At 47.0% G+C, this 17,230-nt stretch carries 7 protein-coding genes; 2 read left to right on the top strand and 5 right to left on the bottom strand.

Going from position 1 to position 17,230, the window contains the following annotated elements; all coding sequences use genetic code 11:
• The first annotated feature begins 81 nt into the window (after positions 1-81).
• Both C7475_RS14980 and C7475_RS14975 read left to right on the top strand, forming a co-directional pair.
• Positions 82-702 (top strand): tetratricopeptide repeat protein, encoded by a 621-nt coding sequence (locus C7475_RS14980; protein WP_158286508.1) that lies wholly within the window; start codon positions 82-84, stop codon positions 700-702.
• A 1,440-nt stretch (positions 703-2,142) separates the two neighbouring features.
• Complete coding sequence (locus C7475_RS14975; RefSeq protein WP_110054203.1) at positions 2,143-3,978, top strand: glycoside hydrolase family 9 protein; 1,836 nt, start codon at positions 2,143-2,145, stop codon at positions 3,976-3,978.
• A gap of 133 nt (positions 3,979-4,111) precedes the next feature.
• Here the strand turns inward: C7475_RS14975 and C7475_RS14970 are convergent, their stop codons facing one another.
• The 5 genes from C7475_RS14970 to C7475_RS14950 all read right to left on the bottom strand — a co-directional run bounded on the left by C7475_RS14970 (position 4,112) and on the right by C7475_RS14950 (position 16,815).
• Positions 4,112-5,254, bottom strand: a complete 1,143-nt coding sequence (locus C7475_RS14970) for a TlpA disulfide reductase family protein (protein ID WP_110054202.1) — start codon at positions 5,252-5,254, stop codon at positions 4,112-4,114.
• Between the two features lie 157 nt (positions 5,255-5,411).
• Positions 5,412-5,834, bottom strand: coding sequence for a DUF1801 domain-containing protein (locus tag C7475_RS14965; RefSeq protein WP_110054201.1), 423 nt, complete (start codon positions 5,832-5,834; stop codon positions 5,412-5,414).
• A gap of 141 nt (positions 5,835-5,975) precedes the next feature.
• Positions 5,976-8,009: an OmpA family protein gene (locus C7475_RS14960; RefSeq protein ID WP_110054200.1), complete on the bottom strand. Its 2,034-nt coding sequence runs from the start codon at positions 8,007-8,009 to the stop codon at positions 5,976-5,978.
• 40 nt (positions 8,010-8,049) lie between these two features.
• Positions 8,050-9,027 carry a type IX secretion system membrane protein PorP/SprF gene (locus C7475_RS14955; protein ID WP_110054199.1) on the bottom strand — a complete coding sequence of 326 codons (978 nt, stop codon included), beginning with the start codon at positions 9,025-9,027 and terminating at the stop codon, positions 8,050-8,052.
• A gap of 78 nt (positions 9,028-9,105) precedes the next feature.
• Positions 9,106-16,815 carry a gliding motility-associated C-terminal domain-containing protein gene (locus C7475_RS14950; protein WP_146217558.1) on the bottom strand — a complete coding sequence of 2,570 codons (7,710 nt, stop codon included), beginning with the start codon at positions 16,813-16,815 and terminating at the stop codon, positions 9,106-9,108.
• Between the last annotated feature and the right edge of the window lie 415 nt (positions 16,816-17,230).

Genomic DNA, 17,230 nt, shown 5'->3' with positions numbered 1-17,230 from the left:
AATCTTTATATTTATCTCCCGGCGCTAACTATGCCATTACCAATCTCTGCCTTTAGATGTGTTTTATCCCAAATCTACGATATGAAAAGTGATACGCCACTCCTCAGTAAATTAGAGCAGAACAGGCGATTCCTGTTAGGATATCACCTTGCTTTTGAAACAAAAAGGCGAATGAACTGGAGACAGATTGTGCTTCTTTGGTTTTCTGCGGCTTCTGCTGGTCATGTGAGAGCACAGTTCTACCTCGCCACCTGCTATGATGATGGCAGGGGTGTTGAAAAAAACACAGCCATTGCCTATAAATGGTATCTGAAAGCTGCTCTCAAGGGGCATATGGAGTCCCAATACAATATCGGTTTCTTTTACCGCGAAGGCGAAGTCGTGAAACAGAACGATAAGAAAGCCGTATACTGGTATAAGCTCGCTGCTGCTCAAGGGGATACTGAGGCGGAAAGAGACTTGGGGTATTGTTACTTCTATGGCTTCGGCATTAAAAAAGACGAGAAGAAGGCCGTGTCCTGGTATAAAAAAGCAGCGGCTAAGGATGATCCGAAAGCGCTTTACAACCTCGGACTATGCTATAAACATGGCGACGGCGTAAACAGGTCGCAGCGCTGGGCTAAATACTACTTTGAGCGTGCCGCCAGGCTTGGCAACAACGCGGCGTCCTTACAACTTCGCGAAATCCAGACTACCGGGTGAGTTTTACTTTGTATTGGTATTTCTTAATTATCGCCTACAGGTAGAGTTCTGCGGTCGCATTGAAATCCTTGATTATTGCCAGGGCTTACAGGCAGTCAGCAGGTGGACTTGCTGGCTGTTGTTCTTTGAAGTTCCTGTCTGTGGAGCTTTGGATTGGCGTATTTAGCTTTGGATCTTTATTAAACCCCTGGGTAGGTCGCATCAGCATACTTCAAATAACAAAGGCCAGCAAGCTCCCCTGCTGCTGCCTTATGATAAGCCTCCCTATAATATTATTGCCGTTCTAACTTTGAACCATAAATTCCGACTAGTTCTGTCCAGGTCCACCTCTCAAGCATGGATCCGCCATGTGTAAGCCATGTATACGTCGGGGATAAAGCGTACTTAGATTTGCCCAGGTCCACCTTTAAAGCATGGATGTCCCATATATAAGCCCTGTATACGTCCGGTTTAAAGCGCACTTAGTTTTGTCCAGGTCCACCTTTAAAGCATGGATGCACCATGTATAACCCATGTATGCGTCTGGTTTAAAGCGTACTTAGATTTGCCCAGGTCCACCTTTAAAGCATGGATGCGCCATGTATAAGCCATGTATACGTCGGGGATAAAGCGCACTTAGACCTGCTCAAGTCCACCCTTAAAGCATGGATGCGCCATGTATAACCCATGTATACGTCCGGTTTAAAGCGTACTTAGATTTGCCCAGGTCCACCTTTAAAGCATGGATGCGCCATGTATAACCCATGTATACGTCCGGTTTAAAGCGTACTTAGATTTGTCCAGGTCCACCTCTCAAGCATGGATCCGCCATGTATAACCCATGTATACGTCGGGTTTAAAGCGTACTTAGATTTGCCCAGGTCCACCTCTCAAGCATGGATGCGCCATGTATACCCCATGTATACGTCCGGTTTAAAGCGTACTTACTCTCCGCCACAATCAATCTGATCTACCCCCTATGGATAGATCACCTGCTGATAACCAGGGTGCAAACACCGGTATGGCAATAATATTATAGGGAGGCTTATCATAAGGCAGCAGCAGGGGAGCTTGCTGGCCTTTGTTATTTGAAGTATGCTGATGCGACCTACCCAGGGGTTTAATAAAGATCCAAAGCTAAATACGCCAACCCACAGCCCCATAGCAAGGAACTTCAAAGAACAACAGCCAGCAAGTCCACCTGCTGACTGCCTGTAAGCCCTGGCAATAATCAAGGATTTCAATACGAACGCGGAACTCCACCTACTCGCTGCCTGTAAGCCCTGGCTATAATCAAGGATTTCAATACGAACGCGGAACTCCACCTGCTCGCTGCCTGTAAGCCCTGGCTATAATCAAGGATTTCAATACGAACGCGGAACTCCCCCGCTTATAGAAAAAACCAAAATCAAACCTTATATTAGAGAACGTTATTGTATCATCCGCTTTTAATCAACGACTATGAGATCTTTCAGCACGCTCGCCGTGTCCCTCCTCCTTACACTACCAGGAGCCCTGATCGCTCAATCCACGAAACTGATAACTAACCACGTCGGATACGAGTTCAGCAAATCTAAACACGCCATCCTGATGGCTGAAACCAAAGTTGCTGTAGGAAGCTTCGACCTGATCGACGCCACTACCGGCCGCAAGGTCTACACCGGCAAGCCCGTCTACAGCGGCCCTGTCGGCAAATGGAAAAACTGGCTGTTCTGGACCATCGACTTCAGTAACTACAAAACACCCGGCAGCTATTACCTCCGTACAACCACAGCCGGTAATCCGGTCCAGTCTTATCCTTTCAGTATTGGTAAGAACGTACTCGAACAAGCCACCATTTCCGATGTAGTCTATTACTTCAAAGGACAACGAAGCTCCGGACTGATGGATCAGGCCGACCACCACCTGCTGTTGTCCGGCAAAACAACAGATACGATCGATGCCCACGGCGGCTGGTATGACGCTACCGGCGACTATGGCAAACACCTCTCCCATCTTTCGTTCTCCAGCTATTTCAATCCACAGCAGGTGTCACTAACCGTATGGAGCCTGCTGAAAACATATGACCTCCTGAAAAGCAAACCCGGTACTGACTACAGACAATATATCCGCCGTATCCTGGATGAAGCCATGTATGGAGCAGATTACCTGGTGCGGCTCAAAGCACCTGAAGGTTCCTTTTATCGCTCTGTTTCGGCGCCAGGCCCAGGTAAACTGGCCAAAGACCGCACGATCAGGGCGGAAGACAAAGGCTATAGGATCAAACAATCCAAAGACCAGTCCTTCGGCGCCGGTATTCCCACCGAAACCAATAACTGGCGCAGCTACCAGTCCAGCTATCGGTCTGGTGCAGGCCTCTCCATCGCAGCCCTGGCTATTGCAGCCACCTACGATACCTCCGGTGAGTTTAGCAATAAAGACTATCTGAAAGCAGCAGAAGATGCCTTCGCTTTCCTCGAAAAGGAGAATCCGCTGATGACTAATGATGGTAAGGAAAATATAGTGGACGATTATTGCGCACTTAGCGCCGCTACAGAGCTTTATAATGCTACTAAGAAGCCCATCTACCTCGAGGCTGCTGAAAAGCGCGCAAATCAGCTTATAAAGAGATTAATCAGCAATGGTAAATACCACAACTATTTCAGGGCTGACGATAAGGACAGGCCTTTCTTCCACCCTTCAGACGCGGGGCTTCCTGTTGTCAGTCTGCTCAACTTCTATCCACTGGCAACAGCAGATATGCAGGCCTCACTGAAAACAACCATCCGTAAATATATGGAGTACGAGCTGGCGCTGACAGCTGAAGTAAACAATCCATTCGGATATAGCCGGCAATACACAGAAGATACTGCCGGTATCAGGAAAACAACCTTCTTCTTTCCACATGGCAGTGAAGCATCTCCTTGGTGGCAGGGCGAAAACGCAAGGCTTGGCTCTGTTGCTACCGCCGCCAGAATGGCTGCACATTTCTTCCGGGACGACAAACCCTTTCATGATAGCCTGGATAACTTCGCGACAGATCAGCTGAACTGGATCCTGGGACTCAATCCGTTCGATGCCTGTATGCTACAGGGAACAGGACATAATAATCCTGCCTATGGCTTCTTCGGAACTTTTGAGTATACCAATGCTCCCGGTGGTATCGTAAATGGCATTACCTCCGGACTGGAAAATGAAGAGGATATAGACTTCAACCTGTCTTACGCCATGACAAAGAAAGACTATGACTGGCGCTGGGCAGAACAATGGCTGCCACATGCAGCATGGTACCTCCTGGCGGTAGCGGTGAATGAATAAAATACAAGCGGATGTATCCAAAATAAATGGGCCGCCTGAATCACTGATATGATCATCTGCCCGGCAGATATCCAAATAAAAAGAGCCTGTATCAAAAGTATGGTACAGGCTCTCTCAAATTATGTTGCTGCTATTAATTCTTAAACAGCTCCGCTAACTTCGCATTCAGTGATTCTCCTCTCAGATCTTTACCAATGATCTTTCCGTCAGGACCGATCAGGAAACCAGCCGGTACACCCGATACACCGTACAGGATACCCGCTTCGTTAGACCATCCTTTCAGATCGGATACATGGATCCAGGGAATACCATCTTTCGCGATCGCTTCTTCCCATTTCTTTTTGTCGCTATCCAGAGATACGCCGAGGATCTCAAAACCCTTTTCCTTATACAGCTTGTACTGCTCTTTCAGATTAGGGTTCTCTGCACGGCAAGGACTACACCAGCTTGCCCAGAACTCGAGCAACACGGTCTTACCTCTCAGGTCTTTCAACGAAACGGACTGTCCGTTCACATCTTTCATACTAAATACCGGTGCCTCTGCTCCTTTCGCAGTCAGCTGAACGGATTTGATACGCTGATCCAGTTCCTTTCCTTTTTTGGAAGTGCGGTACTTTACATTCAGCGCATTGTACGCAGGCGCGATCTCTGACATGTCCCTTTTAAAGTTCACCACCTCAGATAATGCGATCAGACCGAAAACGGAGTTCGGATGCTCCTTTGCAAACTGTAACTGTTTTTCCGTTCTGTCAGATAAACGCTTGCGGAACTGCTGGTCAACCTGTTTTAAGAAGTTGGAATCAGCACGCTGTGCTTCTGTACCATGCGAAAAATCGTAGTTTGCCATCTTGGTGATCGCCATTACAGTACCGCCGATCACTTTGTTATAAGCGTCTTCCTCGGCATGTATTTTAGAACCGGTAAATTTAGCATTGCTAAGAGAGTCTTTTGAACTGATAACAATGTTCTCATTTTTACCAAACTGGAAATAGATCGCATCTCCGGTATACACGGCCTTCATTTTACCATCTCCGTTATGCGCAAGCGCCATACGGCAGGTAGCTACTCCTTCCAGTTTTCCTGTAAACTTGAAAGTTCCGTTAATGACATCAGCGGAATCCTCCTTGCCTCCCTCGTTCAGAAGGTCAGTGTAGTCAAGATAAACTCTGGCTGGCGTACTAAGATGACCGATCTTACCTGTGATGGTAAAAGTGTTGGACTGGGCTTTTGCGAGCATGGGTAACAGTGCCGCAACGAGCAAAATTTGTTTTTTCATGGTTGATTCTGATAAGTTGGTTGGTTTGCCTCTAAACTAATAAACGAAAACAATAAAGATTGTTAATAATTATTAAACCGGCAAACCCCTTGTTCCTGCCGACTTTACAAACAACGGCGACCATATCACCCTACCTGACGGCTATACTAATAACGATTTATTGTTTATCCGGATACCGCCGCTGCAGGTAGGACACGGAGTCTTTAACCAGCTGTGCCAGCACCTGCTGATCTATATCGGACAACTTTTTGACGTAAAGACAACCCTTCCCTTCTTTATGCTTGCCCAACTTGTCCAGCAGGGCCGGACGGTTGTCAAATCCCATCACATATAGCGAGATATTCTGTTTCCTGGGAGAGAAACCCGCCAGGCAGGAATAACCCTCATGCCCGCTCTCGTATTTGTAATGGTATTGCCCGAAGCCTACTATGCTCGTGCCCCACATCTTCGCAGGAAAGCCGGTTGCTTTCTCCATCAGTTTAACGAGGTCAAAACAATCTTTCTTCACTTGTTCATCAGGCACGGTCTCCAAAAAACTCGTTACTGTCTGTTCCGTTGGTTTTGTTTTTTGTTCTGCCATAAGAGGATTTTTTATGCTGCCTCCTAAAGGTATATCAAATACAAATCCGCTTAAAAAAAGATTGCCCCTCTCATCTGCTTAGACGGGAGGGGCAATCCTCAACTTAGAAACCACAACTGATTGTAATTGGCAATCAGAAGCTTATCTTTCAAAAATAACAAACTCTGTTCTACGGTTCGCCTGATGTTCTGCTTCTGTACAGTTCACACCATTCGCACAACGGTTGATCAGTTTTGTCTCTCCGTATCCTTTGGCTGTCAATCGTTTCTTGTCAATACCTTTAGACAGGAAATAAGCCAGGGTGGAAGCAGCACGACGCTGAGACAGTTTCAGATTATAGGCATCGTTCGAACGGCTATCCGTGTGGAAAGACATATCAACTCTCCACTCCGGGTTTTCCTTCATCAGGTTGATCAGCTTATCCAGCTCTTTCGCCGCATCCGGACGTACATCTGCTTTACCCAGATCGAAATAGATGTTCTGTGGATTAAACTGACCTGCCAGATCGATCTTACGCGGTGCACCTACTCCTTTAGCAGGCACGGGATCTTTGGGCTTGTTCACTACCGTTTCCATCTCTATCTTCTCCAGATAGAGGTCGCGGTGCAATACTCCAGATTCTGTCAATCCATTGGTAGTCACCGCAACCCCGATATCCGGTCTAAACAAGGCTTTTTCGCCATCTAAGCCGTAAGCAGACAAACTATCTAATGCAAAATGAAAATTACCATCACTGTCAGTATTGAAATTAACGACAGCGCTGGTTGCTTTATTCCTCAGGGAGATCTGCGCACCTCCCAGTGGTGATTTCGTTTTCTTGTCAAAGGCTTTACCTTCCAGGCTGAAGATCAGGATCTTCGCCGGTGTGAACCTATAAAGGTCGTCACTGCCTTGACCGCCCTTCCTGTTGGAAGAAAAGTACATTGTATTCGTTCCGTTATAGGCAGGAGCAAAATCGTCCTGGGCACTGTTTACCGGTACGCCCATATTGCGGGCTTCCCATACGCCATTTACTTTGGTAGCCCTAAAGATGTCTAATCCGCCAAGACCCGGACGGCCATCAGTGGAAAAATAAAATGCACCGGTACTATCAAACATCGGCGAGCGATCATTACCGGCACTGTTGATAGCAGGTCCCATATTCACAGGTGTCTGCCATTGACCATTTGCATCAAGCGTGCTATAGTAAATATCAGCACCGCCGTTTCCTTTATCTCCGTAGTCAGCAGCGAAATAGATCGTCTTACCATCTGCGCTGATAAACGGATCACCGATCGAGTAGTTGAATATTTCATTAAAAGGGAATACGGGCGACTGTTTCCAGGCCCCTTTATTTTCATCCCATTGCTGCGTTCTGATCTCAACGTTCAGCGTATAGGGAGTTTCCTTGCCCAGCAGGCTACCACGTTTTTTAGCAAGCTCGGTCACCGCATAGTACAAGGTCTTTCCATCGGCAGTATAACTGGCGTTCGCACTGTGATAGTCGCCATTCACATTACGCGCCATTGCCTTCAGATGGCCACTATCCAGTCCATTACTTTCATATAAATGCAGGTAACTGTTACCAGTATAACCGTAATACTTTCTTTTGATGTTACTGTTGTTGAACAACGCATCCCGCCTGAGGGAATCATAAGGACGGTCCGAGGCAAAGATAACCTGGCCACTTCTGAAAGCAGTGCTCCAGTCAGACCATTCGCTGTTCAGTCCCTTGAGGTTCTCCATGTCTCCCCTTACCGGTGTCGCCAGCCATTGCACAGCGCTGTCACAACCGGCCCGCATGCTTTCCGCCACCTTATCACCCGGCGTTTTGCCCAGATAACCATTCAACACTTCCTTCGCAGCAGCATACTTTTCATTGTTCATCAGGATGCCTGCATAATGCAGTTCATCCGCTGCCGTATGTTCCGGCATGGCTATCAGCTTTTCATACCAGCTGGCCGCCTCGGAATATTCTTTTAACAAACGATAACCGTCTGCAAGTCCACGGACCGCCTCCGCGGATTCCTTCTTCTTATACGCTTTCTTATATAATGGGATCGCAGCAGCATAGTTATATAATGTAGCCTGCTTGTTCGCCTCTTTTATAATATATTGTCCACTTGCTGTGTTAAACATTCCCGTAACCAGCAATGTGCTCAACAACGCAGGAAGGGTATAGTGTTTTCTATTCATAATGGTACGTTAATATTCAGTTTTAATAAAGCAATGCTCCTTAGAAATATCTCGGCGATAACATCCTCGCTTTAGGATTTGCCCATGTATAATTTAATGATACCTCATGAGTAGAAAAGCTGTTCGCTCCTGTACCATTCACGGTCTGATCGTAAGCATAACCGATACGCAGCTTACTGTTGATAAAGAATTCTACCATACCTGCTACAGCGCCTGACTTGTTCAGGGAGTTCTCAATATCACCTTTATTAAATACCGCCGTACGGTAAGCAGCACCTATCCATAACTTATCATGGAACAGGAAGAAGGCGTTCAGATCAGCACTGGTCGGGCCCGCAAAATCTTCTTTCACCAGCAGTGATGGTTTGAATGACACATTCTCCGACACTGGCAATAAACCGCCCACTGTAACGAACAGGTTTGGTTTCAGCGGAAGATATGTCCTGAGCTTATCTGATTTCTGGAAAGAACCGGAGATGATATTGTCAGCAGATACACCTGCATACAAACGTTCACTGTTATAGAAAATACCGACACGCGCATCCGGCATCATGGAAGTACCTTTTGCATTCATTAGCAGAGCATCGGTCTGGGAAGCAGGATTCAGCGCTTTCAGGTCCAGCTGCTGCTGTATAAAACCCGCGCTCACACCGATAGCCAGGCGTTTGTTGCCATCAGCGTCCAGCGGAATACGGTACGCATAAGTACCATATAAGGCAGTATTCTTTTCTGCGCCTAACTGGTCGTTCACCACCTGCAGGCCTAACCCTACCCTGCCGTCGTTGATCACACCATCTGCAGCAACAGAGAAGGTCTTCGGAGCACCTGGCAAACCTGCCCACTGTGTACGGTAGAACATATTTACATTCCACTGTTCCTTATAGCCGGCATATGCCGGGTTGATGTACAACCCGTTAAACATATACTGGCTGAATTGCGCGTCGTGTTGTGCAAACGCAGATTGGAAGGATAGGACGAAAATTATTGAAAGTATGATCTTGTAAAACTTGCTAATCATGATCTGTTTTTTTACTGTTTAAAGGGAACTGTAAGTACAAGACTGCCGGCAATCGCCGACAGTCTTGTTTTGCTGATGTTAACGCAGCAGCATGATGTAACCGTTGTAGGTATGCCACTGTCCATTGGCGTCCAGCCCCTTCAAAGTATAGTAATATGTACCCGCGTTCAATCCTTGTCCATCCCATTCACCCTGGTAATTCTGCTTTCTGTAAAGCACATTGTTCCAGCGGTTATAGATCACGATCTCGTTCTGCACAAATTTCTCCAGTCCTTTGATCACCAGCTTATCATTGCTGCCGTCACCGTTCGGTGTGATCACATTCGGCACGTCCACTTCATTCGGGATGATGTTCACGTTCACTGTTGCCACATTACTCCAGTTACCATTCTTGTCTTTCACTTTGTAAGTGAAGGAATCAGCACCGGTATATCCTTTTTCAGGCGTGTAAACAACAGTACCGTCTTCATTTACCACTATTGATCCATGTGCAGGCTGTTGTACAATTTCCAGTGTAGCAGGATCAAGCGGCGTATTAACGTCTCCCGGTGTATCGTTATTCAGTACAGGGATGGTAACCGGATTATCGGCCCTTACATCTCCCTGGTTATCCGTAGCTGCAACAGGCACTGGTTCAGGTGTTACAGGCGCTGCTGTACAAGCCGGACAATCTGTTACAGGGTCAGGTGTTTCACTGGTCACGACCGCCACATTCACCAGGTTACCGGTAAATCCTTCCGGCGTCAGCACAGCTACTTCATAAGTTACTATGGCAGCATTAGGCAGCACAGCGATAGTTTCATCCAGGTTGCCGGTACCACTTGCATTAGGCAGGGTCACCGTACCATTAGTCACAGTTGCCGTCCAGCTGCTGATAGTTGTACCAGCCGGCGCCATGTCTTTAATATTCACATTTGCAGCATCGCCGGGACCATTATTCGTTACCGTGATCAGGTAAACAACTTCCTCACCTGCTACAAAGGTTGTCTGTGTAGCGTCCTTCAGTCTCTTCACTGTCACGATGTCTGCATTTGGCGCAGGCGTAATAGCAGGTGTAGTGCTGGTATTATTGCCAGGAGTATTATCCGTGGTTGTACTTTGTACAGTTGCGCTGTTACTTAATGTTCCGGTAAAGTCAGCAGGTGTTTTAACAGTTACTTCGTAAGTAACTCCAGCACCGTCAGGCAATGTGGCGATCGTCTCGTTCAGGTCACCTGTACCGCTGGCGTTAGGCAGGGTTACAGTTCCTGTCTTTACAGTTGCCTTCCAGGCACTGATAGTTGTGCCCGCGGGCGCTACGTCTTTAATGTTTACGTTCTTCGCATCACTCGGACCATGGTTAGTAACTGCAATGGTATAAACAACCGAAGTACCGGGTGAGAAAGTGGTCTGACCAGCATTCTTCAGCTGTTTCACCGCCGCAACATCAGCCACAGGAACTGGTGAAGTAGAAGATGAAGTGTTATTGTTATTACCCGGTGTAGGGTCTGTTGTACCGCTTGTTACAGTAGCAGTATTGCTCAGACTACCGGAGAAGGAACCAGGTGTTTTTACCGTTACTTCATAAGTAACAACAGCGCCGTTTGGCAGTGTAGCGATCGTCTCATTCAGGTTACCCGCACCATTTGCATTTGGCAGGGTTACTGTTCCTGTTGTTACGGTTGCTTTCCATGCACTGATACTGGTACCGGTTGGTGCGATATCTTTGATATTTACAGTCTTCGCATCACTTGGACCATTGTTGGTAACAGTGATGAGATACACAACATCCTCACCAGGAGTAAATGTCAGCTGGCTCGCATTCTTCAGTTTCTTCACCGTAACGATATCAGCGATAGCCGCAGGTTTGATAACACCTGTAGTGCTGCTGTTATTAGTCTGGTCGTCATCCTGAGTAGTTGTTGTACCGGTAGCTGTGTTAGTCAGATCTGCTGTAAAGGAAGCAGGTACGCTTACTGTTACCGCATAAGTCACTACAGCGCCATCTGGCAATGTAGCAATGGTCTCATTCAGATTACCGTTGCCACTTGTATTAGGCAGGCTAACAGTACCTGTAGCTACAGTCGCTGTCCAGGAACTGATTGTTGTACCGTTTGGCGCATTGTCTTTAATATTTACATCTTTAGCATCACTTGGGCCATTATTAGTTACAGTAATGTTATATACTACATCTCTACCCGGCGTATAAGTTCCGGCAGCTGTAGTCTTCACTACTGACACATCAGCCTTAGGAGATGAGTTAGATGAAGAAGAAGTATTGTTATTATTACCCGGTGTAGGATCTGTTGTACCGCTTGTTACGGTAGCAGTATTGCTCAGACTACCAGAGAAAGAAGCAGGCGTCTTCACCGTTACTTCATAAGTAACTACTGCACCATCAGGCAGTGTAGCGATCGTTTCGTTCAGGTTACCGGTACCGTTTGCATTAGGCAGGGTTACAGTTCCTGTTGTCACAGCTGCAGTCCATGCACTGATAGTAGTACCCACAGGCGCTACGTCCTGGATGTTCACATTCTTTGCATCACTCGGACCGTTGTTTGTTACGGTAATGAGATATATTACATCCTCGCCAGGAGCGAAGGTGGTCTGGCTCGCATTCTTCAGTGTCTTCACCGTAACGATATCCGCAATAGCTGCTGGATTGATAGCAGGTGTAACATCACTGTTATTAGTCTGATCATCATCCTGGGTGGAAGTTGATACAGTAGCAGTATTACTCAGGGTAGCTGTAAAGGAAGCAGGTACGCTTACTGTCACCGCATAAGTTACTACTGCTCCGTCAGGCAGTGTAGCGATCGTTTCGTTCAGGTTACCGGTACCACTTGCATTAGGCAGTGTTGCAGTACCTGTTGTTACAGTCGCTGTCCAGGAACTGATTGTTGTTCCGCTTGGCGCTGCATCTCTCACATTAACACTTTTCGCATCGCTCGGACCATTGTTCGTAACAGTAATATTATACACTACATCTGTACCAGGCGTAAAGTTAGTAGCTGCTGTAGTTTTAACTACAGATACATCTGCTTTAGGTGTTGGCGTCGTAGAAGAGGAAGTGTTATTGTTATTACCCGGTGTAGGATCTGTCGTACCGCTTGTTACTGTAGCAGTGTTGCTCAAACTGCCGGAGAAGGAAGCAGGCGTTTTCACCGTTACTTCATAAGTAACAACAGCACCATCAGGCAGTGTAGCGATCGTCTCATTGAGGTTACCCGTTCCGCTTGCATTAGGCAGGGTTACAGTTCCTGTTGTCACAGCTGCAGTCCATGCACTGATAGTAGTACCCACAGGCGCCACATCCTGGATGTTTACATTCTTCGCATCGCTCGGACCGTTGTTGGTAACAGTAATGAGGTATACCACATCTTCACCAGGCACAAAGGTGGTCTGGCTTGCATTCTTCAGCTGCTTCACCGTAACAATATCAGCAATAGCCGCAGGGTTGATCGCTGGCGTAACATCACTGTTATTTGTCTGATCATCATCCTGTGTAGTCGTTGATACAGTAGCAGTATTGCTCAAGGTACCTGTAAAGGAAGCAGGCACGCTTACTGTCACTGCATAAGTTACTACTGTACCATCAGGCAGCGTAGCAATGGTTTCGTTTAAATTGCCGTTACCGCTCACATTAGGTAATGTTACAGTACCCGTTGTTACAGTCGCTGTCCAGGAAGTGATCGTTGTTCCGCTTGGCGCTGCGTCTCTCACATTAACCGTCTTTGCATCGCTCGGGCCATTGTTCGTAACGGTAATATTATATACTACGTCAGTACCAGGCGTAAAGGTAGTAGCAGCTGTGGTTTTAACTACAGATACATCTGCTTTAGGTGCCGGTGTTGTAGAAGAGGAAGTGTTATTGTTATTACCCGGTGTAGGATCTGTCGTGCCGCTTGTTACAGTAGCCGTATTGCTTAAACTACCGGAGAAAGAAGCTGGTGTTTTCACCGTTACTTCGTAAGTAACTACGGCGCCATCCGGCAGTGTAATAATTGTCTCATTAAGGTTACCCGTTCCGCTTGCATTAGGCAAAGTAACAGTACCAGTAGTTACTGTTGCCGTCCATGCACTGATACTCGTACCTGAAGGCGCTACGTCCTGGATGTTTACATTTTTCGCATCGCTCGGGCCATTGTTGGTAACAGTGATGAGATATATCACATCTTCACCAGGCGCAAAGGTGGTCTGGCTTGCATTCTTCAGTGTCTTCACCGTAACAATGTCGGCAATAGCTGCCGGCGTGACAGGCGTTGTGCTGGAAGTATTATTTCCCGGAGTATCATCCTGTGTAGTAGTTGTTACAGTAGCTGTGTTGCTCAGATTAGCCGTAAAGGAAGCAGGTACGCTTACTGTCACCGTATAAGTCACTACAGCACCAGCAGGCAGCGTAGCAATCGTTTCGTTCAGATTACCCGTACCACTTACACCAGGCATGGTTACAGTACCTGTTGTTACTGTTGCTGTCCAGGAACTGATCGTTGTTCCGGTTGGTGCATTGTCTGTAATATTTACACTCTTCGCATCACTTGGACCATTATTGGTAACAGTGATAGTGTACACCACATTCGTACCAGGTGTAAAGTTGGTAGCTGTTGTTGTCTTTACTACAGATACATCAGCCTTCGGAACTGGATTAATCCCGGTAGTGGTGCTGCTGTTATTAGCAGGCGTATAATCCGTAGGACTTGCCAAAGCAGCCGTATTGACTAACTGGCCGGTCCGGGAAGCGTCAGTTTTTACTACAATAGTATATGTTACTTCAGCTGCTGCAGGCAAGGTTGCGATGGTCTGGTCCAGATCGCCTGTACCAGTAACAAAAGGCAACGTTACAACACCATTGGTCACAGCCGCCGTCCATGCATCGATACTTGTATTGGCAGGTGCAAGATCCTGTACTCTCACATTCTGTGCGTCGCTCGGACCATTGTTAGATACAACAATAGTATAGGTTACATCTTCACCAGGTGTGTATGATACCGCCGCAGTAGATTTAGTAATGGATACATCAGCCTTCGGGACCGGTGGCAGTGTTGCTGAAGTACCGGTATTATTTCCAGGTACATCATCACGGCTTCCTGTAGTAGCAGTGGCAGTATTGCTCAGACCACCTGTACGGTCGGCATTTGCGGTAACGGTCACCACAAATTTTACTACCGCGCCATTCGGCATACTGGAAATGATCTGGTCAATATTTCCCGCTCCTGCCGGCGCAGGCAATGAAACAGTACCGCTCACCACACTGGCAGACCATTCCTTGATCATCGCATTGGCAGGTGCATCATCTTTTATGTTCACGTCTTTCGCTTCACCAGGACCATTATTGGTAACAGTGATCTCATAAACAACATCTTCTCCCGGAACATAATTCGCCTTTCCGGCATTCTGAACAATCTTAACAACAGAAATATCTGCGCCTAATTCAAGTGTAATAGGGGGAGTGGTACTGCTATTATTACCAGGCACTTCATCATGTATGGTGCTTGTTGCATTCGCGGTGTTGCTCAACGCGCTGTTATAAGCTCCGGGGAGTTTCACCTGTACCACATAAGTTGCTACTCCGCCTACCGGAATACTTGCAATTGTTTCATCGATATTGCCCGTTCCGGTTGCATGAGGTAAGGCAATGCCGCCAGTTGCTGTAGCCGCCCAGGCAATAATACTGGTACCTGCGGGCGCCACGTCTGTTACATGAACGTTCGTCGCTGTACTTGGACCGTTATTTTCCACGGTAAACAGATAGGTCACTGTTTCACCCGGACTATAAGTTGTTTTGGTAGCATCCTGCAAGATCTTCGTTACCGCGATGTCTGCACTCGCCACTACAGCTACGCCGCTATTATATTTAATGTTATTACAATTCTCCGTAGTACCTCCGTTCTTACATTCCACGTGAGGGTCCGTCGGAGGAACAGTAGCATCCGGGTTCGTCGCATCGGGGTCCGTTACGTCTTTAGGGCGCATGATACTAGCTTCCAAAGCGATGTTGCTACCTGCCAGAGAAGGATTGACGGTTCCTGTAAAGCTGTAAGTGATGATACAACCATTAGGCATATCCAGCAATGCTGAATAATTACCGGAAGCATCAATCGCCGCATTCCTTACAGTACCGCAACTTGTATTTACAATAACGGCCGACAGATCAGCAACTGTAAAACCAGCGGGTACCTTAAATGCGAAAGGAGCACCGGTTACATCACTCGGTCCATTGTTAACTACAACAACATTGTAAGTAACGGTCTTACCCACATAGACCTGCGTTGTAGGTGTAGCAGGCGCTATGCTCTGAATAGCCAGATCGGCCTGTATGATGTTTAGCGTGGTGTTCTCAGACGCCATATCCCCCAGGATATACGTCCAGGTATCCATTGCGCGCTCATTTCCGTAGTTGCTGCTCCATTTGTGGCCGTTTGTATTACTGGATATACCAATGCCGGTATTGCCGTTGGATCTTGGATTACTGGCTCCTGTCCCTGTTCCGAAGTTGGCATCATCCCAGAAAACCAGATCACCCTTTACACTATTGTCGTCATTCAATTGCTCGATGATCAGACCATTGGGATTATCTTCCACGTCGATAAAGGGAAAATGGATCTCCGCACCTTGCAGCTGTATGTTGGCGGTGACCGATGCAGTACCTAATGCAGGCGACACGCCCGCACCGTCCTTTCCATCCCAGAAAATGCTATTGCTTCCAACGACAGCAGTTCCTGTCATCTTCCTCGTCACAAACGAACCGCTCCCTACCAGCGAGATGCGATAAGTACCACCAGTGCTGGCAGTAAATTTAATATAAGCACCTTTTTTGCTCACCTGGCCAGCAGTACCTTCCACACCGTCTACGCTGATATTGGTCACCGTAGGGATGATCTTCGTACCTCTCAGCCAGGTTGTTTTGTTTCCCGGCATGGCGGCGGAAGCCGGCATGTCAGTAGCAGGCAGGTTATAAAACATCTTGTGCGTTACACTGTATACACCATCATCAGCTCGCGGGTCCCAGGTAAAAAAGTCGGTCCCAACGGCTGTTCCTGCCAGGCTTTTATAGATAGGCTCACCTGCATCAGTATTCGTTGTAGTAAGCCCCTTATTATTCACAAAACCTACAAAACCAATACCGCTTGATCCGTTATTATTTACTTTATAAACATAACCGTCTTTGGTCAACACATAGATAATACCCTGGTAGTTACCAGCCTGCACAAACATATTCAACACATTCGTATATACCCTTCCAGGTATGATCGTCCCTCCCGCACTTCTAACGGAAACATCCCAGGCAGCGATAGCGCTGCTCGCCGGATTCTGTGTCCAGTCTGCGTTAGCTGCGATATTATCGCCAGCTTCAGATATCGTAGCAGGAGGATTGGTTGACAACAATTCTATTTTCCATAAGCCCGACTGACCGGCGCCTGCCACCCGCGTAAAAGGAGTATAACCTACCCACGGACCTTGCTTTTCCTGCGTACGGTTAGCGATCTGTCCGACAGTATTACTATTCAGGGTTGAGGTATACACAGTACCATCAGGCGCTGTCAGGATGATCTGTCCTGAACCTATCCCCTGTGCACTACTGGCCGCTCCCAGGGTTTCTCCCACTTTAAGATAAGCATAGTGTACTCCCCTGTTAGTTAACGTCCATCCCGGTATCTTCGTCCCTGTTGTGGAAACAAGGAACGCACGGCCACCGGCTACGCCATTCGGATACAGGTCTTTCGAACCTTCCGCATAGCCACGATGGCCGGCTAACACACCGGACATGAGTAATAAAAGGGAAAACGTTACTTTGTAAAGTCTATTCATAAGTATCGGATAAGTAATAAATACTCCGGCGGAACAGCTTCCCGCACGGACATAATCGTCCCCGCACGACAATGCCTGATTGTCCTGCAATATTTTTGTAAGAGTAGTGTTGCGATAGAAACGGCATGGGGATTCCCTTAGAAACTTAGCGGTTTCCCTATTATATTATAGCCATCTCATTCTCATTTAATTCACAGGGTTCATATCCACAGGTTCGGGTCTTCTCTTGAGTTCTTATCTTATCAACAACATAGTATCTTATAGTATCTTCATAGTATCTTCTATACAAAACACCTATACGAAGAGGTCGGTTTTGCGCGACAAAATTAGTCAACCATCCCTCATACATGCATAGTAGATATTTGACATACTTGTAGTACAATTACTACAAACTGTAGTCACGCTTATATGTTAA

It is taken from the genome of Chitinophaga sp. S165 (assembly GCF_003182155.1).
In the GTDB taxonomy this organism is placed as follows: Bacteria; Bacteroidota; Bacteroidia; order Chitinophagales; family Chitinophagaceae; genus Chitinophaga.
Note: the sequence above shows the minus strand (reverse complement) of the source record. Positions and strands in the feature narration are given on the sequence as shown.